The sequence below is a fragment of the Mesorhizobium sp. P171375 genome (assembly GCF_057786075.1).
Map to the genome: position 1 here is coordinate 4,945,006 of NZ_JBYNWF010000001.1, position 24,357 is coordinate 4,969,362.

24 protein-coding genes and 1 pseudogene are annotated in these 24,357 nt (G+C 62.5%); 15 read left to right on the forward strand and 10 right to left on the reverse strand.

Translation table 11 applies throughout. The features are described from left to right. Positions 1-14: 14 nt before the first annotated feature. From ACYHH6_RS24130 to rpmG, 4 genes are all read left to right on the forward strand, one after another. Positions 15-755 (forward strand): NUDIX hydrolase, encoded by a 741-nt coding sequence (locus tag ACYHH6_RS24130; RefSeq protein WP_352588904.1) that lies wholly within the window; start codon positions 15-17, stop codon positions 753-755. 39 nt (positions 756-794) lie between these two features. After that, positions 795-1,973: an MFS transporter gene (locus ACYHH6_RS24135; protein ID WP_112564581.1), complete on the forward strand. Its 1,179-nt coding sequence runs from the start codon at positions 795-797 to the stop codon at positions 1,971-1,973. 113 nt (positions 1,974-2,086) lie between these two features. After that, the gene (locus ACYHH6_RS24140) at positions 2,087-2,545 is read left to right on the forward strand and encodes a YqfO family protein (protein WP_352588901.1); all 459 of its coding nucleotides are present in this window, start codon (positions 2,087-2,089) and stop codon (positions 2,543-2,545) included. Between the two features lie 154 nt (positions 2,546-2,699). Further along, entirely contained in the window at positions 2,700-2,867 is a 168-nt protein-coding gene (gene rpmG / locus ACYHH6_RS24145) for a 50S ribosomal protein L33 (protein WP_006201775.1), read from the forward strand. A 404-nt stretch (positions 2,868-3,271) separates the two neighbouring features. Here rpmG and ACYHH6_RS24150 read toward each other — a convergent pair whose 3' ends face one another. Then, positions 3,272-4,645, reverse strand: coding sequence for a PleD family two-component system response regulator (locus tag ACYHH6_RS24150; protein ID WP_352588898.1), 1,374 nt, complete (start codon positions 4,643-4,645; stop codon positions 3,272-3,274). A 33-nt stretch (positions 4,646-4,678) separates the two neighbouring features. Further along, on the reverse strand, positions 4,679-5,050 hold the full coding sequence (locus ACYHH6_RS24155) for a response regulator (RefSeq protein WP_142864985.1): 372 nt from the start codon (positions 5,048-5,050) through the stop codon (positions 4,679-4,681). A gap of 238 nt (positions 5,051-5,288) precedes the next feature. Between ACYHH6_RS24155 and ACYHH6_RS24160 the strand changes: the two genes are divergently transcribed. Continuing rightward, the gene (locus ACYHH6_RS24160) at positions 5,289-5,588 is read left to right on the forward strand and encodes a DUF3572 domain-containing protein (protein ID WP_352588951.1); all 300 of its coding nucleotides are present in this window, start codon (positions 5,289-5,291) and stop codon (positions 5,586-5,588) included. Continuing rightward, positions 5,585-6,238, forward strand: a complete 654-nt coding sequence (locus tag ACYHH6_RS24165; RefSeq protein ID WP_352588895.1) for a hypothetical protein — start codon at positions 5,585-5,587, stop codon at positions 6,236-6,238. Before ACYHH6_RS24160 ends, ACYHH6_RS24165 begins: the two co-directional genes overlap by 4 nt. Before the next feature lie 23 nt (positions 6,239-6,261). Here ACYHH6_RS24165 and ACYHH6_RS24170 read toward each other — a convergent pair whose 3' ends face one another. Further along, complete coding sequence (locus ACYHH6_RS24170; RefSeq protein WP_352588892.1) at positions 6,262-7,767, reverse strand: DUF2125 domain-containing protein; 1,506 nt, start codon at positions 7,765-7,767, stop codon at positions 6,262-6,264. Between the two features lie 103 nt (positions 7,768-7,870). Beyond that, on the reverse strand, positions 7,871-8,446 hold the full coding sequence (locus ACYHH6_RS24175) for a GNAT family N-acetyltransferase (protein WP_352588890.1): 576 nt from the start codon (positions 8,444-8,446) through the stop codon (positions 7,871-7,873). 67 nt (positions 8,447-8,513) lie between these two features. Here ACYHH6_RS24175 and ACYHH6_RS24180 point away from each other — a divergent pair, with 67 nt between their 5' ends. Further along, on the forward strand, positions 8,514-9,842 hold the full coding sequence (locus ACYHH6_RS24180) for a DNA polymerase IV (RefSeq protein ID WP_352588888.1): 1,329 nt from the start codon (positions 8,514-8,516) through the stop codon (positions 9,840-9,842). A gap of 5 nt (positions 9,843-9,847) precedes the next feature. On the opposite strand, the gene ACYHH6_RS24185 is transcribed toward ACYHH6_RS24180, so the two are convergent. Next, the gene (locus ACYHH6_RS24185) at positions 9,848-10,354 is read right to left on the reverse strand and encodes a hypothetical protein (RefSeq protein ID WP_352588948.1); all 507 of its coding nucleotides are present in this window, start codon (positions 10,352-10,354) and stop codon (positions 9,848-9,850) included. Between the two features lie 182 nt (positions 10,355-10,536). On the opposite strand from ACYHH6_RS24185, the gene ACYHH6_RS24190 reads away from it, so the two are divergent. After that, a complete protein-coding gene (locus ACYHH6_RS24190) occupies positions 10,537-11,418 on the forward strand; it encodes a DMT family transporter (protein WP_352588886.1) in 882 nt (293 codons plus the stop codon). 12 nt (positions 11,419-11,430) lie between these two features. Here ACYHH6_RS24190 and ACYHH6_RS24195 read toward each other — a convergent pair. The 4 genes and pseudogenes from ACYHH6_RS24195 to ACYHH6_RS24210 all read right to left on the reverse strand — a co-directional run. Continuing rightward, positions 11,431-11,712: pseudogene (locus tag ACYHH6_RS24195) on the reverse strand (potassium channel family protein); the annotation flags it as partial. A 53-nt stretch (positions 11,713-11,765) separates the two neighbouring features. Then, complete coding sequence (gene dnaE, locus ACYHH6_RS24200) at positions 11,766-15,293, reverse strand: DNA polymerase III subunit alpha (RefSeq protein WP_352588883.1); 3,528 nt, start codon at positions 15,291-15,293, stop codon at positions 11,766-11,768. Positions 15,294-15,399: 106 nt separating this feature from the next. Continuing rightward, positions 15,400-17,412 (reverse strand): acetyl-CoA carboxylase biotin carboxylase subunit, encoded by a 2,013-nt coding sequence (locus tag ACYHH6_RS24205; protein WP_352588880.1) that lies wholly within the window; start codon positions 17,410-17,412, stop codon positions 15,400-15,402. Positions 17,413-17,516: 104 nt separating this feature from the next. Then, complete coding sequence (locus tag ACYHH6_RS24210; protein WP_352588877.1) at positions 17,517-17,951, reverse strand: ion channel; 435 nt, start codon at positions 17,949-17,951, stop codon at positions 17,517-17,519. 147 nt (positions 17,952-18,098) lie between these two features. On the opposite strand from ACYHH6_RS24210, the gene ACYHH6_RS24215 reads away from it, so the two are divergent. The 7 genes from ACYHH6_RS24215 to ACYHH6_RS24245 all read left to right on the forward strand — a co-directional run bounded on the left by ACYHH6_RS24215 (position 18,099) and on the right by ACYHH6_RS24245 (position 23,239). Next, positions 18,099-19,226 carry an S-(hydroxymethyl)glutathione dehydrogenase/class III alcohol dehydrogenase gene (locus ACYHH6_RS24215; RefSeq protein WP_352588874.1) on the forward strand — a complete coding sequence of 376 codons (1,128 nt, stop codon included), beginning with the start codon at positions 18,099-18,101 and terminating at the stop codon, positions 19,224-19,226. 66 nt (positions 19,227-19,292) lie between these two features. Further along, positions 19,293-19,862, forward strand: a complete 570-nt coding sequence (gfa, locus tag ACYHH6_RS24220) for an S-(hydroxymethyl)glutathione synthase (protein WP_352588871.1) — start codon at positions 19,293-19,295, stop codon at positions 19,860-19,862. A gap of 72 nt (positions 19,863-19,934) precedes the next feature. Next, positions 19,935-20,264 carry a hypothetical protein gene (locus tag ACYHH6_RS24225; protein WP_352588868.1) on the forward strand — a complete coding sequence of 110 codons (330 nt, stop codon included), beginning with the start codon at positions 19,935-19,937 and terminating at the stop codon, positions 20,262-20,264. Then, positions 20,251-20,733, forward strand: a complete 483-nt coding sequence (locus tag ACYHH6_RS24230; protein WP_352588865.1) for a YaiI/YqxD family protein — start codon at positions 20,251-20,253, stop codon at positions 20,731-20,733. Before ACYHH6_RS24225 ends, ACYHH6_RS24230 begins: the two co-directional genes overlap by 14 nt. A 22-nt stretch (positions 20,734-20,755) precedes the next feature. Continuing rightward, the gene (locus tag ACYHH6_RS24235; RefSeq protein WP_352588862.1) at positions 20,756-21,442 is read left to right on the forward strand and encodes a DUF1345 domain-containing protein; all 687 of its coding nucleotides are present in this window, start codon (positions 20,756-20,758) and stop codon (positions 21,440-21,442) included. A gap of 137 nt (positions 21,443-21,579) precedes the next feature. Beyond that, on the forward strand, positions 21,580-22,446 hold the full coding sequence (locus tag ACYHH6_RS24240) for a cytochrome b/b6 domain-containing protein (RefSeq protein WP_352588945.1): 867 nt from the start codon (positions 21,580-21,582) through the stop codon (positions 22,444-22,446). A 1-nt stretch (position 22,447) separates the two neighbouring features. After that, the gene (locus tag ACYHH6_RS24245; protein WP_352588859.1) at positions 22,448-23,239 is read left to right on the forward strand and encodes a molybdopterin-binding protein; all 792 of its coding nucleotides are present in this window, start codon (positions 22,448-22,450) and stop codon (positions 23,237-23,239) included. A gap of 19 nt (positions 23,240-23,258) precedes the next feature. Here ACYHH6_RS24245 and ACYHH6_RS24250 read toward each other — a convergent pair whose 3' ends face one another. Continuing rightward, a complete protein-coding gene (locus ACYHH6_RS24250) occupies positions 23,259-24,260 on the reverse strand; it encodes a hypothetical protein (RefSeq protein WP_352588857.1) in 1,002 nt (333 codons plus the stop codon). Positions 24,261-24,357 lie beyond the last annotated feature (97 nt).

The window sequence follows — 24,357 nt, forward strand, 5'->3', positions numbered from 1 at the left end:
GCTAGGTCCTGCGCATGGAAGGTATGACCAAGGCGGAAGTCGACAGGATGGAGCGGGGCACGATCGCCCATAGCAGCCAGCCCATGCGTCCCCGCGACGCCGCGACCCTGATCCTGCTGGAACGCCAGGGCGACGAGGTGCTGGTGCTGATGGGCCGGCGCCATGCCGGCCACGCTTTCATGCCCGGCAAATTCGTCTTTCCCGGCGGCCGCACCGATCCGGCCGACAGCCGCATTGCCGTTGCCACAGTGCTTCATCCCGAGGAAGAAGCCAAGCTCACCGCCAGCGTAGGCCGCATCAGCCGGTCGCGGGCCCGCGCCATCGCGCTCTCGGCCATCCGCGAGACCTATGAGGAAGCCGGCCTGCTCATCGGCCGCAAGGCCGCCTTCGCAACGGACAAACGCGACTGGCAGGGCTTTGTCGAGCACGGCGTCCAGCCTTCGTTGGCGCCGCTGCGCTTCGTCGCCCGCGCCATCACCCCGCCCAATCGCGTGCGTCGTTTCGACACAAGGTTCTTCAGCGCCTGGCGCAGCGACGTCGCCGTCGAGCTGCCGAGTGGCGGTCCGACCAATGAGCTGGAAGAACTGGTCTGGTTGCCGCTGGCCAAGGCGAGAGAGGCTGATATCCCCGACATAACCCGGACGATCCTGCAGGAGCTGGAAAAGCGGCTTGCCGACGATCCGCTGCTGCGCCCCGGTGGCTCCGCGCCGTTCTACCGGCTTGTCCGCAACCGCTTCGTTCGCGAAATTCTTTAGCCCCCCGAAATTTACTAGCATCGAGTAATTAGGCATCCCATGACGGTCGATACCCAGCAAGAGGGCGACGAACGCGTACACTGGCTACCGATGGTGGCTGCGATCTCGTCCATCAGCGTCGTCGGCATCGCCATCGGCCTCGGCATGCCGCTGCTCAGCGTCATTCTGGAGACGCGCGGCCATTCGGCTTCGATGATCGGCCTCAACACGGCGGTCGCCGGCCTCGCCTCGATCGCCGGCGCCCCGCTCGCCACGCCGCTGGCGATGCGCTTCGGCGTCGCCTGGACGATGGTTGCCATGATCGTCGCCGGCGCTCTCGCCTTTGTCGGTTTCCATTTCGCCCCGGACTTCTGGATGTGGTTCCCGCTGCGCATCGTCCTGCACATCGCGCTCACGGTGCTGTTCATCCTGTCGGAATTCTGGATCAGCACATCGGCGCCGCCGCGCCGGCGTGGCCTGGTGCTCGGCATCTACGCCACCGTGCTGTCGCTCGGCTTTGCCGCCGGACCTTGGATCTTCGCTCATATCGGCAGCACCGGCTTCAGGCCGTTCGGCGTCATCATCGTCCTGGTGGCACTGGCCGCGATACCCGTGCTGGCCGCGCGCAACGAAAGCCCCACCATTGTGGTCGACGGCGAGACCAGCCACTTCCTGCGCTATATCTGGCTGGTACCCACGGCGACTGCCGCCGTGCTCGTGTTCGGTGCCGTCGAGACCGGCGGCTTTGCGCTGTTCCCGGTCTATGGCAACCGCATCGGCTATTCCGAAGCGGATGCAGCCCTTCTCCTCACCATGATCGGTCTCGGCAACGTGCTGCTGCAGATTCCGATCGGCATGATCAGCGACCGCGTCAGCGACCGCCGCTATCTGCTTTTGGCTTGCGCCGCGGTCGGGCTTGCCGGCACCATCTTCATGCCGTTTTTCGCTCAGAATTGGCACCTGATGGCGGCGCTTCTGTTCGTCTGGGGCGGTGTGGTGGCCGCCATGTACACGATCGGCCTTGCCCATCTCGGCTCCCAGCTTTCCGGCCATGAACTGGCCTCGGCCAACGCCGCCTTCGTGCTCTGCTACGGTGTCGGCATGGTGCTCGGCCCGCAGGCGATCGGCATCGGCATGGATGCGTTCGGCCCATCCGGATTTGGCTGGTCGCTCGGCCTGTTCTTCGGCGCTTACATCGCCTTGGTCAGCGTCAGGCTGATCCGCAAGCTCCTGTTGTAGCCCGCCGCGGCAAGCCCTTTTCCACAACGCAAAGACATGGCTGCTGACAGAACCGTGTCAGGAGGCCTCAGCTAAAAGGGTGTCCCAAAACACCCGAGTTTGAGGATACTGCGATGATCGACAGCGGCTTTGAAACCACATCGTTACGCATGACGCTTCTGCTGCTTGTCAGCTTCCAGGCCCCGGCAGCCGATGTCGACCGCATCATGGACGCCGTGGTCGCGATCGCCCCGCTCGCCATGGGCAAATACGATCGTAACGCCTATCAAACGGCGCACGGCATCGAACGCTACAGGCCACTTGAAGGTGCTGCCGCCGGCGCCGAAACCGAATTGCGCCGCCGCCCCGGCACGGTCGAGGTCTCGTTCGAACTGCCCGATGACCAGATGCTCGCCGCCCGCGTCGTCGAGGCGATTTTCCAGGCGCATTCCTGTCAGGAGCCGGTGATCCGCATTCAGCCGATCCTCGCCAGCCGCTCCAAGGGCCTGGACGATCGCGCCAATCCGAATCGCTGGTGGAACACCACCGGCGACTGGAAGAAAGCGGCAGCGCCGATAGCGCAACGCGCGTGATTTCAAGCCAAAGGGCGGCTTGCCTCGGTCACAGCTGGTGCGCCGGGCTTGACTTTCCGGGCACGTTCTTTATGTGTCGCGCCAAGTTTCCCGCGTCCGGGTGTTTTCCCCCGCTCCAGCGGCCAAAACCCCACGAACATAACGGACTGATACAATGGCCAAAGCCGCAAACATTAAGATCAAGCTTCTGTCGACCGCCGACACCGGTTTCTTCTACGTGACCAGCAAGAACAGCCGTACCAAGACGGACAAGCTGTCCTTCCGCAAGTACGATCCGGTCGCCAAGAAGCACGTCGAGTTCAAGGAAACCAAGATCAAGTAATCTGGTTTTCCACACGTCTTTAAAACGCCGTCCCTTGGGGCGGCGTTTTTGTTTTGTAGGCTCAGAAAAGCCAGAAATCTCGGCAGCCTGACGCGGAGGGTTCAAGTAATTTTTGGCAAAAAAGGGGGCCGGTCGGCGTATGGCAGCGGTACGAGGAGGCCACTATGTGCCAAGGCCGGCCGGCCGACCCCACGGACCCAGGAGATGCGGCGGACCTGAGCATCATGGGGTATTCGGAGCAATGCGGCTGTCTACCCTCGTGCCCGCATCGCCTTAGTTCTTGCAGTGCACATTTGCGCAACAACGTATGAAAATCAACAGTTTCTTAACCAAGGCTCGGGAATCGCTTGGATTAAGGTAAATTCCTAACCCTATCGGGTTGACTGGATAATTCGGCGTCGGATCTACGCGGCCTTGGCGACGACGCGGTTGCGGCCACCGCTCTTGGCTTCGTAAAGCGCCACGTCGGCGCGCTTCATCAACGCCGCGACCGTGTCAGCGCCGTTCAGCACCGACGACACGCCGACGCTGACCGTGACCTCGATGGTCTTGCCTTCTTGACCGATGGCAAACGGCAACTGGGCGATTTCGGCGCGAATGCGCTCCGCAACCTTTTCCGCAACCGCGCCGTCCGTGTCCGGCATCACCACGACGAATTCCTCGCCGCCGAAGCGGCAGGCAAGATCGATGCCCCTGACATTCTTGCGCAGCCGCCGGGCGAATTCGCGCAACACGTCGTCGCCGCCATCATGGCCATGCGCGTCGTTGACGGTCTTGAAGCGGTCGAGATCGGTGATCATCACCGACAGAGGCCGCCGCCGCGCCACGGCGCGGTCGAACAGCGTCTGCAGATGGCTGTCGAGGTAGCGCCGGTTGTGCAGCCCGGTCAGCCCGTCGGTCACCGCCATCTCGATGGTCTGGGTGACGCTGGCGCGCAGCTGGTCGTTATAGCGCTTGCGGCGCACCTGCGTGCGCAGCCGCGCCATCAGCTCCTGCTGATCGATCGGCCGCATCAGATAGTCGTTGATGCCGAGTTCGAGGCCGCGGATGATGCGACCCTCCTCGCCTTCCTCGGCAAGCAGGATGATCGGCAGGAAGCGGGTGCGATCGAGCGAACGCAATTGCGAGCATAGCCGCAGCGGATCGAAATCGGCAAAACCGGTCGAGATCAGCACGCATTCGTATGGCGCCTCGGCAGCCTGGAAGAAACCGGCATGCGGGTCGGTGGCAATGTCGAGCTCGGCGCTGCCCCGCAGCATTTTCTGGACGCGTTCGAAGGAGGATTTGCGCTCGTCGATCAACAACACCTTCGGCGTCGCGTCCTCGGACGTGAAGCTGCGGCTCAACAGCCCCTCGATGCCGATGTTGCGGGTGGTCGAGGCGCGCAGACGCAACTCGTCGGTCAGCGACTTCAGCCTGACCAGGCTCTTGACCCGCGTCATCAGCTGCAAATCGTTGACCGGCTTGGTCAGGAAATCGTCGGCGCCAGCCTCAAGGCCGCGCACCCGGTCCGAAACCTGGTCGAGCGCGGTGATCATGACCACCGGGATATGCGACGTGGCCGGATCGCTCTTCAACCGCTTGCAGACCTCGAACCCGTCTATGTCGGGCATCATCACGTCCAGCAGCACGACATCGACCTTGCCGTTTTCGCAGGTCTCGATCGCATCCAGCCCGTTGGAGGCGGTCAGCACCTCGAAATATTCGGCCAGCAGCCGAACCTCCAGTAGCCGCACATTGGCAGGGATGTCGTCGACGACGAGAATCCGCGCAGTCATTTCACAAGGCTCCGGCTGGAATGGGTGCTGGCATCAGGCGTCACCCAGATAGGATTTGATGGTTTCGATGAAACGCGGCACCGAGATCGGCTTGGAAATGTAGGCCTCGCAGCCCCCTTGGCGAATACGTTCCTCGTCGCCCTTCATGGCGAAGGCGGTGACGGCAATCACCGGAATGGAACGGAGGTCGTCATCCTCCTTCAGCCATTTCGTCACTTCCAGGCCTGACACTTCCGGCAGCTGGATATCCATCAGGATCAGGTCCGGCCGGTGCTGGCGCGCCAGATCGAGCGCCTCGAGGCCGTTGCGCGTGCGCACCGTCTCGTAACCGCTGGCTTCGATGAGGTCCCGAAAGAGCTTCATATTGAGCTCATTGTCCTCGACGATCATCACCTTCTTAGGCATCGATTTCCCGTCCCGGCCGGGCTTCTGCCTGAAACCCGCCGTCATGCGCCCTTGTCGGAGCACACCAAACCCTCCTTCACTCTACGACAATATGATTGACGAAACGGAAACCCGCAGCTGTAAAAGCCCTTCGGATTCCACCTCGAAAACCACACTGGATTGGGGCGGTGGCTTGCCGCAAGCGACGCTTGCCATTACTGCGGAAAAGAGACTCATTTCCGCAAACCAGAAGGTAATGATGGCAAACGCAGCGTCAATGCGCGAGGAGGCGGAAACCATTGCCGTGAAGGCACTGGGCTTCGTCGCCGCCGACCCCGAACTCCTGCCGCGCTTCCTGGCAATCACCGGCATCGAGGCGCATTCCATCCGCCGGGCGGCCAGCGAACCGGGTTTTCTGGCTGGCGTCCTGCAGTTCATCCTTGCCCATGAACCCACTTTGCTTCGCTTTGCCGAGGAAACCGGCACCCCACCGGCTGCCGTCGGCAAGGCGTTGCGCGCGCTGCCGCTTGGCGGCGATGACCATGAGCATTCGATATGAGCGACGATCCCGAGACGGCACGCCAGATCGCCGAACTTGCAGCCGACGACCGGCCTCTGCTGATCCTCGACGTCGATGATGTCGTGCTCGAATTCATCCGACCGTTTCCACATTTCCTGAAATCGCGCGGCTTTGGGCTCACGCTGGCCTCCTTCCGCCTCACCGGCAACATCGCCGAAACGGCGAGCGGCCGGCTGATCGAACAGCCGAAGGTGACGGCACTGCTTGGCGATTTCTTCGACGCGCAGGCCGACTGGCAAAGCGTCACCGACGGCGCTGAACAAGCCCTTGCCAGTCTCGGCGACCGCGCCGAAATCGTCCTTTTGACCGCCATGCCGCACCGCCATCGCGCGGCGCGCCGCGCCCATCTGGACGCGCTCGGACTGCCCTATCCACTTTTGACCACCGAGATGGCCAAGGGACCGGCGGTGGCCAAGTTGCGCGGCAGCAAAGGCCGGCCGGTGGCCTTTGTCGACGACCAGCCCGCCAACCTCATCTCGGCGCGCAATTCAGTCGCCGATGCCCATCTCTTCCATCTGATGGCCGACAATTCGCTGCGCGCCTACCTGCCGCCGGTGCCCGACGACATCGTCTCGGTCGAGGACTGGCGCGAGGCGGCGCCAAAGATCGCCAGCGCGCTGGGACTCTGAGTAGCCGCCTCTGAGTCCAGCGCTCAGGGCTTCTTCGCTGTCCCAGGGGTTGCACCCGGATCGGCGTTGTCTTCGACGACGGGATCGGAGCCTTTCAGCATGGCGCCATTGACCGTCACCGACCCGTCGTGCCTGGCGTTAATCACCCATTCGATACGGCCGTCCGGCAGGGTCTTGGCAAATCCCTTGATGGCCAGCGCCCCGGTGAAAGCCTGCGACGCCTGCGGATCTGTCTTCGCCGCCTCTTGCAAGGCCGCCACGATTTTGTCGTAGCCGGTGACGTCGATGGTTACGTTGGCATCGGGCTTCCCGCCATCGGGAAACGTCATGTCGCCTTCCAGCGCGATTTCGGCACCGCCGCCCTTGACCGTGCTGTGGCCGATGACGATCTTCGGGCCGTTCGCCAGGAACTCTTTCTTCAGTCCGTCACCAAACTCCTGCGAAAGCGGCGGGTTCTTGTTGAGATCGAAAGCCTCGATCGCCTTTTTGGCCATCGTGTCGAGATCGATGTTGGCGCCACCGAAATCGAGGTCGAGATCCGTGGGAAGCAGCGCGATGGCCCAGCTTGGAATAAGATTTTTCGGCATCGAAAGACCCGACGCCTTTATCGCGTAGTTGATGGTTCCGTTGCGGGCTATGCCGTCCATGCCGAAAGCGATGCCGACCTCGGCCGCGCCGAAATTACCGGTCGGGCTCACGACACGCACATCCTTGAAGTTGTACGCCCCATCGATCCGCTCCCAAAGCGGCAGCGCGGCCAGCAGATGCGACTTGAGCTCCGCCTGGTTGGCCTTCAGTTTCGCCTCGTCCTCATTGGCTACGGCAAATGCCAGCAGGTCCAAGAGAGGCTTCGTACGCACCCCCTTGCCTTTTGCATCCACCGACAATTCCGGCGACTTCAGCGTCAGCGGGATTTTTTGCCCGCTGCCTGGGCTGCCGATCGTGACCGTCTCGTTAAAATCCGCAACCGTCTGACCCATGGTGAAATCGACACCGCCATTCTGGCCCTTGGTGGCGCCTATGGTCGCGGTTCCAGCGCCTGTGCTCAAATCCGTGCGCTGCGTGGGGTCTTGCGACGTCATCGTCATACCTTCCAGCGACGACGTCGCGGAGCTGAAAGCCGCGAGTTTAGGATCGTAGATGCCAACGAGCCTATGACCCTTGAACGACATCTTCGCGCTTTGCGGACCCCGATCACCGTTGAACTCCATCGAGCCTTGCGCAGTGAAATTGGCCGATACATCCCAAGCGCCGTCGCTGCGCGGCTTGGTCAAAAGCGCGTAGGGGCTGAAATCGAACTTGAAGCCGTCTTGTTTGCCGATCATTTCCACGAGCGGCTTGAAGTCGAATGCAAGCTTGTAGGCATCGCCTTCGACCGAGACTTTTACAAATCCAATGTCGAAAGGCTTCTTGCCGAAATAGTGCGCCAGATTGTCGGTGAGCTGCTTGGCGCCCTGGCTGTCGACCGTCTGGCCAAACGCCGGTGCGCTGCAGGCAAGAAGCAAAACAAATGGCAAAACGCGCTTCATATCGATCCTCCACTCTATTGCGGCCGTCAAAACCGTTTCTGCCACTGGTAGGGAAATACCATCACAGCCGCAAGACAAGACCCATGGGATTGCTGGCCGCCTGCTACAACACCAGCCGCATCAGCGGCCGGCCGGCTTTGCGTTCGACAAGCCGCTCGAAGCCGGCCTTTTCAAACACACGCGACGAGCCGACGAACAGGCCGATCGAACGCGAATCGCGCGACACATCGATCGGACAGGCCTCGACCAGCCGCGCCTTGTTCTGGCGGGCAAAGGCGATGCCGCCCTCGACCAGGCGATGGCTGATGCCCCTGCCGCGCGCACTGGCGCGAATGAAGAAGCAGGAGATCGCCCACACGCCGGGATCGGCGGCGTCTGCCGGATCGACCGGCGCCGAACCCCTGCCCCGATTGTTCCATTCGGGCACGTCGGCGCGTGGGCCGATCTGCATCCAGCCGACCGCCACCCCATCCTCGAAAGCCAAGAGCCCCGGCGGCGGCCCGACCTCGATGCGCGCCTTGATAAGATCTTTGTTGCGCTGCTTGTCGCTGGCGCGCCGCGCCGCCGGCGCCTGTCTGAAATAGGTGCACCAGCAGCCGTAGCAGGCGCCCTGCTTGCCGAAAAGATCCTCGAAATCCGCCCATAGGTCGGGCTTCAGCGGCGCTATGGTCGTGCTCATGAGTTCTCTCCCGGCTAACCGCTTGTGGCGGCTCCCGTCCTGACGTACCATTGCATTTGTTCTCTTTATGTTCGCAGCGATGGCGGCCCCTGTCAACAATCCCGAGCACGGTTTTTGCCGCGACTGCCTGACCCTTCAGCGCAGCGATGTCAGACGCTGCGAGCGCTGCGGCAGTCCCCGGCTCGCCCGTCATCCCGAGCTCTACCGTCTGCATCTCGCCCATATCGATTGCGACGCCTTCTATGCGGCGATCGAAAAGCGCGACAACCCGGCGCTAAAGGACAAGCCGCTGATCATCGGCGGCGGCAAGCGCGGCGTCGTCTCCACCGCCTGCTACATCGCCCGCATCAAGGGCGTGCGCTCGGCAATGCCGATGTTCAAGGCGCTCGAGGCCTGTCCGGAGGCGGTCGTCATCCCGCCCAACATGGAAAAATATGTCCGCGTCGGCCGCGAGGTGCGCGCGCTGATGCAGGCCCTGACGCCGCTGGTCGAACCGCTCTCGATTGACGAGGCGTTTCTCGACCTTGCCGGCACCGAGCGCCTGCACGGCATGCCGCCGGCAGTGGTGCTGGCGCGCTTTTCGCTGACCGTCGAAAAGGAAATCGGCATCACCGTTTCGGCCGGCCTCTCCTACTGCAAGTTCCTGGCCAAGGTCGCCTCCGACTTCCGCAAGCCGCGCGGCTTTTCGGTGATCGGCGAGGCCGAGGCGCTGGGTTTCCTGGCCGAGCAGCCGGTGACGCTGATCTGGGGCGTCGGCAAGGCGTTTGCCGCAACGCTCGAACGCGACGGCATCCGCACCATCGCCCAGCTGCAGCGCATGGAGCGCGTCGATCTGATGCGCCGCTATGGTGTGATGGGCACCCGGCTCTACCATCTGTCGCGCGGCCAGGATGACCGCCGTGTCGACCCCGATCAGGATGCAAAAAGCGTCTCGGCCGAAACCACTTTCGACACTGATATAGCTGAAATGGACGAGCTGGTCCCGGTGCTGCGAGGGCTGTCTGAAAAGGTTTCGGCGCGGCTGAAAAAGTCAGGCATTGCAGGGCGCACCGTGGTGCTGAAGCTGAAGACGCAGGACTTCAAGCTGCGCACCCGCAACCGCCAGCTCGGCGACCCGACAAGGCTGGCCGATCGCATTTTCCAGACCGGGCTTGATCTGTTGCGCAAGGAAGCCGACGGCACGAAATACCGGCTGCTCGGCATCGGCGTCAGCGATCTCTCGGATGACGGGAAGGCCGACCCGCCCGATCTCGTCGATGTCGGCTCGCGCAAGCGAGCCATGGCCGAAAGCGCCATCGACACGCTGCGCGACAAGTTCGGCAAGAAGGCGGTGGAAACCGGCTACACCTTCGGCAAGGGCCGCAACGCCAACCCGCCGGAGCCGATCGAAGAGTAATCGGCTTAGATGCGCTGCAGATCGATGCGACTCGTCACCACGCTCTTGCCGGTTTTCGGATCGACGTCGGTAACGGTCAACCGCATTCCGTCGCCGCTGGTTTTCTCGACCGTCAACCGCGCCTTGCGGTCGCCATTGACCTCCGTCGCCCAGCTGATACCGAGATTGATCGCGTTGCCGGAACGACTGCCGGCGAGTTGCGCGGGCCCGGTGCGCGATCCGACATAGACGCCGGTGTATTTCGCTCCGCTGGCCTTCAGATCCGCGCTGATCGCGCGCGTCACCACGATCAGACCGCGGCAGTTGCCGTCAAGCGACAATGATGTCGACGTCGCGTCGGAATTGAAAGTGCACGAGACGTTCACCGTCGGTGCTTCGGTCGTGACCTTGACTGTCCCTTTGCCGGAGAAATTGCCCTGCAGGGAACTGAGAAAATCCGCCTCGTCGGCATGGGCCGCCCCGCTCGCAGTTATCAGGCAGCCGGATAGCAGAAATCGCGCGAATGATTTCATTGGTATCTCTCCCCCGTTGATGTTGAAGAACAATGCGCCCAGGAATTGGCCAATATCGGGAACCAACGCCTGCCGTCGTGTCAGGTTCCACTTCCTGCTTGGCTGTTTTGCAACGGGTCTGGCCCAGTCGAATGCGTCGCCTAGCGGTTGCGATAGAAGTCCCGGCTTGCGACATAGCGCGCATGGCCCCTGCTCCCTCGATCCCCAAAGCCGCGTGCTGGATGGCGCTGTCGATCGCTTCGTTCCTGACGATGTCGGTCGCCGGCCGCGCCACCACCGCGGAGCTCAACGTCTTCCAGGTGCTCGAACTGCGCTCGATGATCGGCTTTTTCATCCTGTTGCCGCTGGTGATGATGAGCGGCGGTTTCGCCGCGATGCGCACGCGGCGACCGCTGGCTCATATCGCCCGCAACGTCATCCATTATACCGGCCAGGCGGCCTGGCTCTATGCGCTGACACTGATCCCGCTTGCGGTGCTGATCTCGATCGAATTCACCACACCGATCTGGACCGCGATCCTGGCCGTCAGCTTCCTTGGCGAAAAACTGTCGCGGCCAAGATTGGCGGCGATCGTGCTCGGCCTGGTCGGCGTGGTGGTCATCGTGCGCCCCGGCGTCGGCTCCATTGATCCGGGCCACCTCGTGGTTCTCGGCGCAGCCGTCTGCTTCGGCATTTCGCTGGTGCTGGTCAAGTCTCTGACGCGCACCGACAGCGTCGTGCGCATCATCTTCTGGATGCTGGTCATCCAGTCGGCGGTCGGCCTCGTGCCGGCGCTCTATGAGTGGCGCAATCCCTCGCTGGCACTCTGGCCGTGGATTTTCGTCATCGCCTTCACCGGCATGTCATCGCATTTCTGCCTGGCCCGCGCGCTCGTCTATGCCGACGCCACCATCATCTCGCCGATGGACTTCCTGCGCGTGCCGCTGTCGGCGCTGGTCGGCTGGCTGCTCTACAGCGAGCAGATCGACATTTTTACCGCCGGCGGCGCCCTGCTGATCCTGATGGGCAACCTGCTCAACCTGCAGCGCAAGGCGCCAAAACCGGCCGAAATGGCGGCGTCGTAGCGATCCACCCGGTCAGTTCCCCTCATCAGGTATGTTGAGCAAGTGGCCGCAGGCTTTGCAATGAACGGCGTCCGGCTCGTGCCGCTGCAGGCCGCATTGCGGACAGGGAAAGAACACCTTGGCGGGGCGGAAGATCGCCGTCGCCAGCCTGACGAACAGCGATATTCCGATGATCATGGTGACGATTGCGGTCAGCTTGCCGGCGATCCCCGGCAGCACGATGTCGCCGAAACCGGTGGTCGTCACCGTGGCGACGGTGAAATACAGCTCGTCGATATAGTTCTCGAGGCCCGCGCTGGCCGACGTCCATGTGATTGCCGTCGGCATCGCCTGAGCATCAGCGCAGCCTAGACGAGCTCGACCTCGACCACGCCAGGCACAGCACGCATCGCCGAGGCGATCTGTGGCGAGACGCGGTAGCCACCCTGTAAGGCAATCTCGACCTCGCCCTGCGCCTCTTCCTTGATAACGATGATGCTCACCTGGCTTTCGCCGCGCTGGGCGAGCTGGGATTGGATCATCGAGGCAGGTCCATCGTTCCTGACGAAAATGCGCAGCGCCTTCTGGATACGGCTTGCCTCATCCTCCAGCGACTGCACCGTCTGGATGCGCAGATTGACGCCTTCTGGCCGGTCCTCCGCCGAAACGGTGATTACCACCGAACGGCCGGGCTCGAGCAGATCGCGATATTGCGCCAGCCCCTCTGAAAACAGAACAGCTTCATACTGGCCCGACGTGTCGGAAAAGGCGATGACGCCCATCTTGTTGCCGGTTCGGGTCTTGCGCTCCTGCTTGGTGGTGACCGTGCCAGCCAGCCGCCCGGCGGCGGCACCGCGTTTGACCGCGGCCGAGAACTCGCCCCAGTTCTGCACCCGCATTTTCTGCAAAGCCGCCTTGTACTCGTCGAGCGGATGCGCCGAGAGATAGAAGCCGACCACCTGGAATTCGCGGTGCAGCCGGTCGGCGGCCAGCCACGGATCGGTCTGCGGCAAATTGAGCGCCTGTTGCTGCGCGCCAAGTGACGCGCCGAAAATGTCGTGCTGGCCCGAAATCGCGTTCTGCTGGGCCAGCGAGGCCAGCCCCATCATCCGCTCGACGCCGGCCATCATCTGGGCGCGGTCATGGCCGAAACAATCGAGCGCGCCGGCCATGATCAGGCTTTCGAAGACCCGCTTGCCGACGATCTTCGGGTCGACCCGTTCGCAGAAATCGGCGAGGTTTTTGAACGGCTTTTCGCCGCGCATCGCGACGATGTGCTCGACCGCCGCATCGCCAACGCCCTTCAGCGCGGCAAGAGAATAGTAGATGCGGTTCTCGCCGACCTCAAAATTGCGGAAGCTGGTCATCACCGACGGCGCCACCACCTCGATGCCGAGGCGCAGCGCATCCTGGCGGAAATCGGCGAGCTTGTCGGTGTTGCCCATGTCGAGCGTCATCGACGCCGCCAGGAATTCGACCGGGTAATGCGCCTTGAGATAGGCGGTCTGGTAGGAAACCACGGCATAAGCCGCGGCGTGCGATTTGTTGAAGCCGTAGTCGGCGAACTTGGCCAGAAGATCGAAGATGAAGTCTGCCTGCGGCTTGCCGACGCCGCGCTCGACGGCGCCCGTGACGAAGCGCTCGCGCTGCTTGTCCATCTCGGCACGGATCTTCTTGCCCATGGCGCGGCGCAGAAGGTCGGCTTCGCCGAGCGAATAGCCCGACAGCTCCTGCGCGATCTGCATCACCTGTTCCTGGTAGACGATGACGCCTTGCGTCTCCTTCACCAGATGGTCGATCTTGGGGTGGATCGATGCCATCTCTTCTTCGCCATGCTTTCTGGCGTTGTAGGTTGGGATGTTCTCCATCGGACCGGGGCGGTAGAGCGCGACCAGCGCGATGATGTCCTCGATGCAGTCGGGCCGCATGCCGATCAGCGCCTTGCGCATGCCGGCACTTTCCACCTGGAACACGCCGACCACTTCGCCGCGCGACAGCATGGCGTAGGTGTCGGGATCGTCGAGCGGGATCGTCGCCTGGTCGATCTCGATGCCGCGGCGGCGGATCAGCTTCACCGCCGTCTCCAGCACCGTCAGCGTCTTCAGGCCGAGGAAGTCGAACTTCACCAGCCCGGCCTGCTCGACATATTTCATGTTGAACTGGGTGACCGGCATGTCCGAACGCGGATCACGGTACATCGGAACCAGCTCCGACAACGGCCTGTCGCCGATGACGATGCCGGCGGCATGCGTCGAGGCGTGGCGGTAGAGGCCTTCCAGTTTCTGCGCCATATCGAGCAGCGTCTGGACGATCGGCTCTTTCTCGGCCTCTTCGGCAAAGCGCGGCTCGTTGGCGATGGCGTCGGCGAGCTTTACCGGATTGGCCGGGTTCTGCGGCACCATTTTGGACAGCTTGTCGACCTGGCCGTAAGGCATCTGCAGCACACGACCGACGTCGCGCAGCACGGCACGCGCCTGCAGCGTACCGAAGGTGATGATCTGCCCCACCTGATCGCGGCCGTATTTCTGCTGGACGTAGCGGATAACCTCCTCGCGCCGGTCCTGGCAGAAGTCGATGTCGAAGTCGGGCATCGACACACGGTCGGGATTGAGGAAGCGCTCGAACAGCAAGGAGAAGCGCAGCGGGTCGATGTCGGTGATGGTCGTCGAATAGGCAACCAGCGATCCGGCGCCCGAACCGCGGCCCGGCCCAACCGGAATGCCTTGCGCCTTCGCCCATTTGATGAAGTCGGCAACGATCAGGAAGTAGCCGGGGAATTTCATCTTCTCGATGATGGAAAGCTCGAAATCGAGCCGCTGGCGATACTGCTCGACAGTATAGCCGGCAGTGGGTCCATGCGCCGCCAGCCGCGCATCGAGCCCTTCATGGGCCTGGCGGCGCAGTTCGTCGGCCTCGGCCTTCAGCGCCACCTCATTGTCGGCGACATCGCCCCCGGTAAAACGCGGCAGGATCGGGTTGCGGGTCTTGGGATAATAGGAGCAGCGCAGCGCGATCTCGACGGTGTTGTCGATCGCTTCCGGCAGGTCGGCGAACAGTCGTGCCATATCTGCCTGGCTGCGCAGGAAATTGTCCGGCGATAGGCGGCGGCGGTTGTCGGCGGCAACGACCGAACCCTCGGCAATGGCGATCAGCGCGTCATGCGCGTCATAGTCGTCGCGGGCGGAGAAGAACGCCTCATTGGTGGCGACAAGCGGCAGACCATGGATATAGGCAAGATCGACCGATGATTTCTCGATGGCGCGGTCATAGCCGGAAACCCGGTCCAACTCGACATAGAGCCGGTCGCCAAACAGCGCCTTGAGCGCCAGCAGCCTTACTTCGGCGAGGTCGCGGCGATCTTCCTTCAGCGCCCGGCCGATCGGACCGCGCGGCCCGCCGCTGAGGCAGATCAGGCCATCGCTATGGCCCTCCAACATCATGGTCGTCAAATGAACCGCCTCGCCCGGCGGCGTCTCCAGATAGACCTGGCTGACCAGCCTGACCAGATTGCCATAGCCGGCCTCGGTGGCGGCGAGCAGCAGCACGGCATGCATCTCCGGCCCATGACGGCGGCGGTCGCGCTGCGCGTCGCTGGTCTCCCCGGAAAAGGCGAGATCGATCTGGCAGCCGATGATCGGCTGGATGCCCTCCTTCACCGCCTTCTGGGCGAATTCCAGTGCACCGAACAGATTGTTGGTGTCGGTGACGGCGATGGCCGGGCACTCGTCCTTGACGGCATGACCGACAACGGCGCCGACCTGCAAGGCGCCTTCGAGCAGCGAGTACGCCGAATGCACGCGCAGATGGATGAACGGCCGCGCCGGTGCCTCCGGGCGCGAAGCGGCGATCGCTGCTTCGCGCTTCAGGGGATCGCGTGGAAGTCTGTCATCCGCCATGATTTCTCGCGCTGCCTAAGGCTTTGAGTCGATGGAGATGTATTGTCCGGGACCGCGCGATACCAGTCCAGCACAAACGACCGCCGACCACAGCATTCCAGCCTGCTCAGGCGAACTCCATGATCACCGCGTCGACGGCAAGGCTATCGCCAGGTTTGGCGTTGAGCTTCGACACGACAAGATCACGGTCGGCGCGTAGAACGTTTTCCATCTTCATCGCCTCGACCACGGCCAGCGTTTCACCCGCCTTGACCTCCTGCCCTTCGGCAACCGCAATCGACACGACCAGGCCAGGCATCGGGCAAAGCAGCATCTTGGACGTGTCCGGCGCCACCTTTTCCGGCATCAGCCGTTCCAGCTCCGCTATGCGCGGCAGCATGGCGCGTGCGTTCACCGACATGCCTTTCCAGGCGATGCGCAAGCCATTCGGCAGCGGCCTGATCTGCGCGGTGACCCTGCGGGCGCCGACATGACCGCGCCAGATCAGATCGCCCGGCCGCCAATCGGAAGTCACCGTCAGCGCCTTGCCACCATTGACCGACAGGTCGATTTCCATCGGGATGGAGACCATGCCTTCCAGGATCGAGGCGGAAAGATAATCCTCGCCGATCTTCACCACCCAGTCGCGTTTGAGCGCACCCGAATGCGGCGCCAGCCGGCCGCCTAGCCGGTCGAGCCGGTCGCGGCGCAGAAGCTCGACCGCGGTGGCGATTGCCGCCAGCACGGCTTTTTCGTCAGCGTCGGGGACGATCGGCGCAAAACCATCCGGATATTCCTCCGCGATGAAGCCCGTCGATATCCGGCCTTCGCGCCAGCGCGGATGCTGCATGAGCGCTGCCAGGAATGGAATGTTGTGCTCGATGCCGTCGACGACGAAACTGTCCAGCGCCTCCGACATGGCATCGATCGCCTCGATACGCGTCGGCGCCCAGGTGCAGAGCTTTGCCACCATCGGGTCATAGAACATCGAAATCTCGGAGCCCTCGGTGACGCCTGTGTCGTTTCGGATGATGACATCGCCGAACGTGCCCTCCTCCGGCGGCCGATAGCGCGTCAGTCGGCCGATCGACGGCAGGAAGTTGCGGTAGGGATCCTCGGCATAGAGCCGGCTTTCCACCGCCCAGCCGTTCAGCTTGACGTCGCTCTGCTTCAAAGCCAGCCTCTCGCCGGCAGCGACGCGGATCATCTGCTCGACCAGATCAATGCCGGTGACGAGCTCCGTCACCGGATGCTCGACCTGCAATCGTGTATTCATTTCAAGGAAATAGAAGTTCTTTTCAGCATCGACGATGAACTCGACGGTGCCGGCGCTCTGATAGTCGACCGCCTTGGCGAGAGCCACGGCCTGCTCGCCCATCGCTTTTCTGGTTTTGGCATCGAGGAAAGGCGACGGCGCCTCTTCCGCCACCTTCTGATTACGGCGCTGGATCGAGCATTCGCGCTCGCCGAGATAGAGCGCATTGCCTTGCGCGTCGGCCAACACCTGGATCTCGATATGGCGCGGATCGACGACGAATTTCTCGATGAAGACACGGTCGTCGCCGAACGAGCTTTTGGCTTCCGAACGCGCCCGGTCGAAGCCGTCGCGCACTTCCGACTGGCTCCAGGCGATGCGCATGCCCTTGCCGCCGCCGCCGGCCGAGGCCTTGATCATCACGGGATAGCCGATCTCGCCGGCGATCTTTTCGGCATGGTCGGCATTTTCGATGACGCCAAGCCAGCCGGGCACCGTCGAAACCTTGGCCGCATTGGCGAACTTCTTCGATTCGATCTTGTCGCCCATCGCCTTGATCGCTTTGGGTTTCGGGCCGATGAAGACAATGCCCTCGGCCTCTAGCGCTTCGCAGAAGGCGGCCCGCTCCGACAGGAACCCGTAGCCGGGATGCACGGCCTGCGCGCCTGTTTCCTTGCAGGCAGCGATGATTTTCTCAGGCAGGAGGTAGCTTTGCGCGGCGGGCGACGGCCCGATATGCACGGCTTCGTCGGCCATTTCGACATGCACGGCGTCGCGATCGGCGTCGGAGTAGACTGCAACCGTGGCGATGCCCATCTTGCGCGCCGTCTTGATGACGCGGCAAGCGATCTCGCCGCGATTGGCGATCAGGATTTTCGTGAACATGCAGACGTCGTTCCTCCGGCGAAGCCGTCCTGTTCTATGGACTATCCGGTTGTGGCTCAAGTGGCGGCATACGCATGCCAAAAGCATGCTCCAAGGCGCCTGTTTCAAAAATGCTTGTCGCGCTCGAACGGACCGAAGCGAATGCCTGATGTGACGAGATAGGCGGCCGACCAGCCCATGATCAGGAAGCCGGTGATGCCTTCCATTGCCGCCAGCAGCCGCCACTCGGCCAGCGGCGCCACGTCGGTGAAGCCGATCGTGGCGAAGGCCGATGCAGAGAAATAGAAGGCAGTGTCGAACTCTGCGAAGGCGCCGACGGCCACCATTCCGGTGGCCCAAAGCGCCAGTTCGACGCAGACAAGCACGAACATGCCGAGCGCCAGCACCACCAGCGCAACCACCTTTTCCACCTGGCTGCCGTCCAGCAACGGATGGGCCAGCAGATAGGCGATGAGCTGCGTGAGCATGATCAGCCCGGCAGCATGGACCAGAAATGTCAGCACATCGAGGAGTGCCGCAAGCAGCAGATTGGCATGCATAACCGATCCTTTCCCGACCCGGTCAGCTTATTGGCCGATGGTGTGCTATCTGCGTCAAGAAAGCGGGCATTTTGCCTCATCTGGCAGTTGCTGGAGCGGCCAAAACCTGAAACCTTGGAGCCAAAATCGCATGGGAGGAATTGTCCGATGAAAACCCGCGCCGCAGTCGCTGTCGCCGCCGGAAAGCCGCTGGAGATCATGGAGGTCGACCTCGACGGACCGCGCGAGGGCGAGGTGCTGGTCGAGATCAAAGCGACCGGTATTTGCCATACCGATGAATTCACACTCTCGGGCGCCGATCCGGAAGGCCTGTTCCCGGCGATCCTCGGTCACGAGGGCGCCGGCATCGTCGTCGATGTCGGCAAGGGCGTGACGTCGGTCAAGAAGGGCGACCACGTCATTCCGCTCTACACGCCGGAATGCCGGCAGTGCCCGTCCTGCCTGTCCAGGAAGACAAATTTGTGCACCGCCATCCGCGCCACCCAGGGCCAGGGCCTGATGCCCGATGGCTCGTCGCGCTTCTCGGTCGGCAAGGACAAGATCTTCCACTATATGGGCTGCTCGACCTTCTCGAACTTCACCGTGCTGCCCGAGATCGCGGTCGCCAAGGTCAATCCGGACGCTCCCTTCGACAAGATCTGCTACATCGGCTGCGGCGTCACCACCGGCATCGGCGCTGTCATCAACACCGCCAAGGTCGAGCAAGGCGCGACGGCCGTCGTCTTCGGCCTCGGCGGCATCGGCCTCAACGTCATCCAGGGCCTGAAGCTCGCCGGCGCCGACATGATCATCGGCGTTGATTTGAACAACGACAAAAAGGCCTGGGGCGAGCGCTTCGGCATGACGCATTTCGTCAATCCGAAGGAAATCGACGGCGACGTCGTCCCGCACCTCGTCAACATGACCAAGCGAGGCGCCGACCAGATTGGCGGCGCCGACTACACATTCGACTGCACCGGCAACACCAAGGTGATGCGCCAGGCGCTGGAAGCCTCGCATCGCGGCTGGGGCAAGTCGGTCATCATCGGCGTCGCCGGCGCCGGCCAGGAGATTTCGACCAGACCCTTCCAATTGGTCACCGGCCGCACCTGGATGGGCACCGCCTTCGGCGGCGCGCGCGGCCGCACCGACGTGCCGAAGATCGTCGACTGGTACATGGACGGCAAGATCCAGATCGACCCAATGATCACGCATTTGCTGAAGCTGGAAGACATCAACAAGGGCTTCGACCTCATGCATGAGGGCAAGTCGATCCGGAGCGTCGTCGTTTACTGAGGAGAAGAGCCGCCGACCGAAGGGCCAGCGACTGAAGTTGCACGGGTTCAACAAGGGAGGAAGAAAATGCCTGAAAAACTGCATCCGAAAATCGACAATGGCTTGCCCAAGGAAAGCGCGAGCTTTGCCGGCGGCACGCTGGTCTGCGCCTGCACCAGCAAGCCGGTGAAGGTAAAGGTCAAGGGTCAGATCGCCCATAACCATGCCTGCGGCTGCACGAAGTGCTGGAAACCAGAAGGCGCCGTGTTCTCGGTCGTGGCGGTCGCCGGCACCGGCGACGTCACCGTCACCGAGAACGGCGACAAGCTGAAGGTGGTTGATCCCTCAGCGCTCATCCAGCGCTATGCCTGCACCGGCTGTGGCGTCCACATGCATGGCCCAGTCGAGCGCGATCATCCGTTCAAGGGCCTGACCTTCATCCATCCGGAGCGTTTCGAGGAGGACGGCTGGTCACCGCCCGGCTTCACCGCTTTCGTGTCGTCGATCATCGAATCCGGTGTCGACCCCAAGCGGATGGACGGTATCCGCGGCCAGCTGAAGTCGATCGGGCTCGAGCCTTATGACTGCCTCAACCCCGGTCTGATGGACTATATCGCCACCTGGACGGCGAAGAAATCCGGCGCGCTGCCGGCCTGAATGAAACGAGAGGGCTGGCTTGCGACGCCAGCCCTTCTCCCCAGGCCACCGCGTATTGCTACCGGGTAGTTGATGAATCTCAGGGGCTTCAAAAACTGGAAGTTGAAGCTCCGCTATGGGCGGGTGAGAACCGACTTTCATCACTACACGCTGCTGGCCGACGGCGAAGTGGTGTCTCCAAACGCGGAGTACGGAACTGCCGACGCGGGACCCGCTTTCTTTGGCATGAGCGTCTGGGCTTATAACTCCGATCAAGCGACCGATATGATCCGCACCATCGGCCAACATGTCGGATTTGCTTGTACTGGGAAAATCTACGTCTATGACACCGAGGCCGAGGAACCGCCCGGCGCCGAGCCGCGCGGTTATAATTTGAAGTTCACACGCTATGAACGCGACTAGCGTCGACCCTCCCCAGATCTACGTCGACGCCGACGCCTGCCCGGTGAAAGCCGAGATCGAAAAGGTCGCCGAGCGCCATGGCGTCGTCGTCACTTACGTCTCCAATGGCGGGCTTCGTCCCTCGCGCGATCCGATGATCCGCAACGTCGTCGTTTCCAAGGGTGCTGACGCCGCCGACGACTGGATCGTCGACAACGCGAAATCCAACGACATCGTGATCACCGCCGACATTCCGCTTGCCGCCCGCGCCGTGGCGCTGGGCGCCCATGTGCTTGGGCCAACCGGTCGCCCTTTCACGCCCGAAACCATCGGCATGGCGGTGGCGATGCGCGATTTGAAGCAGCATTTGCGCGAGACCGGCGAGAGCAAGGGCTACAATGCCAGCTTTGCGCCGCAGGACCGCTCGCGCTTCCTGGGTGAACTCGACCGTATCTTGCGGCGGGCGCTGAAATCCGTCACACCGGAATAGAAACGGCACCCGAGGCCGGCCCATGGCAACAGACATCCCCATCACGAACCCGCTGCACCGACACAAGCAATTCCTGGTGTCGGCATGCGTCGGTCTGCCGGCATTGGTTATCGCGCTGATCGCGGGCTTGCCGCTTGCCTATTCCGTCTCGATCGCTGCCGACGCCTTCTTCGTCGTCTTCATCGCACTCGTCCTCGCCAAGATGCCGCTGCTGTCCGGTCGCTATCTCAGCAAGAATGCGCGCGAGGTCGACCTGCCGGTGCTGGGCATCTTTGCCATTACGCTGGGTGTCGTCAGCATCGCCATCGTCCTTTTGTTCCTGCTGATCAACCACAAGGACCGCGACCCGACCGAACTCGGTATTGCTATGTTGTCGATCCCGCTTGGCTGGTTCACCATCCACTCCCTGGCGGCGCTTCACTATGCTCATGTCTACTGGATGGACGGCGACGCAATCGATGCCGAAACAAAGAAGAAGATGCCGGTCGGCGGCCTCGATTTTCCCGGCAGCAAACGGCCGGATGGCTGGGATTTCCTCTATTTCGCGACAGTGATCGGCATGACCGCGCAGACTGCCGACACGGCGATAACCACCTCGCATATGCGCCGCGTCGTGCTTGTCCATTCGATCCTGTCGTTCTTCTTCAACACGGTCATCGTCGCTGCCGTCGTCAATCTCGCGGTCAGCCTTGGCAATTCGGGCCCGTAATGAGAATCTGCCCGTAATAAAAACGTGATCGCATGAAACATCGCTTTCGATAGCGACGTATTGGGAGGAGAACGACTTGCGCGGCCATGCCAGGATCGCGCAGCCAGAAGGCAAGGAAAAAGATGAATACCGTTGCCATGAGCCAGCCTGACGCCGGGGCCGATGCCGCCGCGACGAAGGATAAGACGCTAATCTACCGGCAATCGCGCTGGACCCGTCTGACGCATTGGCTGTGGGCGATTTCGCTATTCTTCATGCTGTTGTCCGGTCTGCAGATCTTCAACGCCCGCCCGCAGCTCTACATCGGCAAGCAATCCGGCTTCGAGTACAACAACACTGTCTTTGCCATCGGCGCCGAAAACACCACGACCGGTCCGCGCGGCTATACCGAGATCTTCGGCCATCGCTTCGACACCACCGGCGTGCTCGGCTGGTCGGGCCCGGCCGGTCAGGAAACTTCGCGCGCCTTCCCGTCCTGGGCGACGATCCCGTCCTACTACGACCTCGGCACCGCCCGCGTCGTGCATTTCTTCTTTGCCTGGATACTGACTACCACCCTGGTCGTCTGGCTGGTCGCCAGCCTGGTCAACGGCCACCTGCGCCGTGATCTGGCTCCGCGCCTGGACGACCTCAAGCGCTTGCCGCAGGACATTATCGACCACGCCAAGCTCAGGTTTCACCACACCCGTGAATACAACACGCTGCAGAAAATGGCTTATGGCGGCGTGCTGTTCGTGCTGTTGCCGCTGATGATCATCACCGGCCTTGCCATGTCGCCGAGCATGAATTCGGTGTTGCCCTGGCTCAACGAGGTGCTCGGCGGCCGGCAGACGGCTCGCACCATCCATTTCACGGTGATGGTGTTGCTGGTCGGGTTTTTCATCATCCACATGCTGATGATCCTTGCTGCCGGCCCGATCAACGAACTGCGCTCGATCATCACCGGCTGGTACCGCACCGATCCTCCCGCGCATGACGACAAACCCGCCGAGAGGAGCGTCTGACATGGCCAAGTTCCAGATCAGCCGCCGCAAATTCCTGACCGGTGCCAGCCTCGGTGTTTCCGGCATCATGCTGTCGGGCTGCGATGCCTTCGACAGCCAGCTCGGCATGGGCGACGGCCTGCGCAGCTTCCTCGAAAACGCCAACGGCCTAACCTATCGCGCGCAGCGCTGGCTTGCCGGCCGCGACGCGCTGGCGCCGGAATTTTCCGAGGCCGACATCCGCCAGCCGCAGCGGCCGAACGGCGTGACCGCGCCCGACGACGACACCTACAAAGGCCTGCTCGCCAACAATTTCGCCGATTGGCGGCTGGAAGTGACGGGCCTGGTCGAAAAGCCGCTGTCGCTCAGCCGCGAGCAGCTGCAGAACATGCCGAGCCGCACCCAGATCACCCGGCATGACTGCGTCGAAGGCTGGAGTTGCATCGCCAAATGGACCGGAACGCCGCTGTCGCTGGTGCTGGATCAGGCTGTGGTCAAGCCGCAGGCGCGCTACGTCATGTTCCACTGCCTCGACACGATCGACCGCAGCCTCTCCGGCGAGATCAAATATTACGGCAGCATCGACCTGATCGATGCCCGTCATCCGCAAACGATCCTGGCCTACGGCGTCAACGGCAAGCCGCTACCAGTCGAAAACGGCGCGCCGCTGCGCGTGCGCGTCGAGCGCCAGCTCGGCTACAAGATGCCGAAATACCTCTACAGAATAGAACTCGTCGACAGTTTTGCCGCTGTCGGCGGCGGCCGCGGCGGCTATTGGGAAGACAATGGCTACGACTGGTATGGCGGGATTTGATTGAGCCTGCCGATCGAGTTCACGCCACCTTGTCGAGCAGTGGCTTGAGCGCCGGGTGAATCTCCGGCGAGGCGTGCTTGATCAGCGTCAGCAGCGCGCGTTCATTGTCGTGCAGCGGGCGGTGGGTGCCGATACGCTCGGCCAGCCATTTTGCCTCGCCGGCATCGATCGTTTCGGCACGGCGCGCGAGCGCTTCGGCAGCCCGGTTCTTCGATTCCCACTCGGCCTCGATATCGCCGGGCGAACGATAGGCTTCCATGATGCCGGCGAGCCCGCCCGACACCATCCGGCTGAAAAAGCCGCCAATCTCAGGCTCGGCCTGTTCGAAGAAGCTGTCACGGCGCAAGGCAGCCTCGCGCGTCGGCGCTTCGTAGCCGGCCGAACACATGACGAAATTGGCGAGCGCCTTGACGAACAGTTCGTTCCAGGACGGATCATTGCCGGCGGCGGAAGTCTGCTCGTTGATCCTGAACAGGACTTCGGCCTCGGTGCGGGTGATGGCGATGTTACCGTCGCCGCCATAGGCATAGAGGATGCGGCGCAACAGATCGACTTCGGCCTTGGCGACCAGCCCGGGAACCAGCGTGCCGCCAAGCATCAGCGGCCCCTTACCGTCGACCACCGCATGGGCGACCTGCTCCAGCGCATAGGCGGACAGCCGGCCGGGCGATGATTTCGCCCTCTCCAGCACATGCACCAGGAGCTCCAGCTCGGTGCGACTATCGACCATCCCGTCACGCGAGATCGTCCTGATGAGCCAGTCGGCATTGTCCTCGGAAATGTAGCCCGCCGGCTTTTCCTGGTGGACGATATAATCCGTGACGGCCTCGACGAAGAATTCAGGCCATTCCGGGGATTTGTCCCTGGCCGTGGCGTCAAGCGCGAACAGCGCCTCGGCCTCACCACGGCTCACCACGCCATCGGCGAACACTTCGCGGCGCAACATGACGACATCTTCCGCCGTGATGCGATCTTTCGAAGTCAGCCCCGCCACCGGTGCGCTCCCGATCCGTTCGCCCATCTGTCAGTCCCCGTCCGTCGTGCTAACCCAACTACCGGCCAAACTATCAGCAGTGTCTTGAAAAACCGGCAAACGGCGTGGTTAGCGAAGACTTGTC

Bases quoted from the DNA above. Each gene is read 5' to 3' on its own strand.
- ACYHH6_RS24235 (WP_352588862.1), top strand. From the start codon at position 20,756: ATGGCAACAGACATCCCCATCACGAACCCGCTGCACCGACACAAGCAA.
- ACYHH6_RS24160 (WP_352588951.1), top strand. From the start codon at position 5,289: ATGGCAAACGCAGCGTCAATGCGCGAGGAGGCGGAAACCATTGCCGTG.
- ACYHH6_RS24140 (WP_352588901.1), top strand. From the start codon at position 2,087: ATGATCGACAGCGGCTTTGAAACCACATCGTTACGCATGACGCTTCTG.
- ACYHH6_RS24240 (WP_352588945.1), top strand. From the start codon at position 21,580: ATGAGCCAGCCTGACGCCGGGGCCGATGCCGCCGCGACGAAGGATAAG.
- ACYHH6_RS24150 (WP_352588898.1), bottom strand. From the start codon at position 4,645: ATGACTGCGCGGATTCTCGTCGTCGACGACATCCCTGCCAATGTGCGG.
- rpmG (WP_006201775.1), top strand. From the start codon at position 2,700: ATGGCCAAAGCCGCAAACATTAAGATCAAGCTTCTGTCGACCGCCGAC.
- ACYHH6_RS24135 (WP_112564581.1), top strand. From the start codon at position 795: ATGACGGTCGATACCCAGCAAGAGGGCGACGAACGCGTACACTGGCTA.
- ACYHH6_RS24175 (WP_352588890.1), bottom strand. From the start codon at position 8,446: ATGAGCACGACCATAGCGCCGCTGAAGCCCGACCTATGGGCGGATTTC.
- ACYHH6_RS24215 (WP_352588874.1), top strand. From the start codon at position 18,099: ATGAAAACCCGCGCCGCAGTCGCTGTCGCCGCCGGAAAGCCGCTGGAG.
- ACYHH6_RS24155 (WP_142864985.1), bottom strand. From the start codon at position 5,050: ATGCCTAAGAAGGTGATGATCGTCGAGGACAATGAGCTCAATATGAAG.
- ACYHH6_RS24225 (WP_352588868.1), top strand. From the start codon at position 19,935: ATGAATCTCAGGGGCTTCAAAAACTGGAAGTTGAAGCTCCGCTATGGG.
- ACYHH6_RS24185 (WP_352588948.1), bottom strand. From the start codon at position 10,354: ATGAAATCATTCGCGCGATTTCTGCTATCCGGCTGCCTGATAACTGCG.
- ACYHH6_RS24205 (WP_352588880.1), bottom strand. From the start codon at position 17,412: ATGTTCACGAAAATCCTGATCGCCAATCGCGGCGAGATCGCTTGCCGC.
- ACYHH6_RS24250 (WP_352588857.1), bottom strand. From the start codon at position 24,260: ATGGGCGAACGGATCGGGAGCGCACCGGTGGCGGGGCTGACTTCGAAA.
- ACYHH6_RS24170 (WP_352588892.1), bottom strand. From the start codon at position 7,767: ATGAAGCGCGTTTTGCCATTTGTTTTGCTTCTTGCCTGCAGCGCACCG.
- ACYHH6_RS24230 (WP_352588865.1), top strand. From the start codon at position 20,251: ATGAACGCGACTAGCGTCGACCCTCCCCAGATCTACGTCGACGCCGAC.
- ACYHH6_RS24130 (WP_352588904.1), top strand. From the start codon at position 15: ATGGAAGGTATGACCAAGGCGGAAGTCGACAGGATGGAGCGGGGCACG.
- ACYHH6_RS24210 (WP_352588877.1), bottom strand. From the start codon at position 17,951: ATGCATGCCAATCTGCTGCTTGCGGCACTCCTCGATGTGCTGACATTT.
- ACYHH6_RS24165 (WP_352588895.1), top strand. From the start codon at position 5,585: ATGAGCGACGATCCCGAGACGGCACGCCAGATCGCCGAACTTGCAGCC.
- dnaE (WP_352588883.1), bottom strand. From the start codon at position 15,293: ATGGCGGATGACAGACTTCCACGCGATCCCCTGAAGCGCGAAGCAGCG.
- gfa (WP_352588871.1), top strand. From the start codon at position 19,293: ATGCCTGAAAAACTGCATCCGAAAATCGACAATGGCTTGCCCAAGGAA.
- ACYHH6_RS24180 (WP_352588888.1), top strand. From the start codon at position 8,514: ATGTTCGCAGCGATGGCGGCCCCTGTCAACAATCCCGAGCACGGTTTT.
- ACYHH6_RS24245 (WP_352588859.1), top strand. From the start codon at position 22,448: ATGGCCAAGTTCCAGATCAGCCGCCGCAAATTCCTGACCGGTGCCAGC.
- ACYHH6_RS24190 (WP_352588886.1), top strand. From the start codon at position 10,537: ATGGCCCCTGCTCCCTCGATCCCCAAAGCCGCGTGCTGGATGGCGCTG.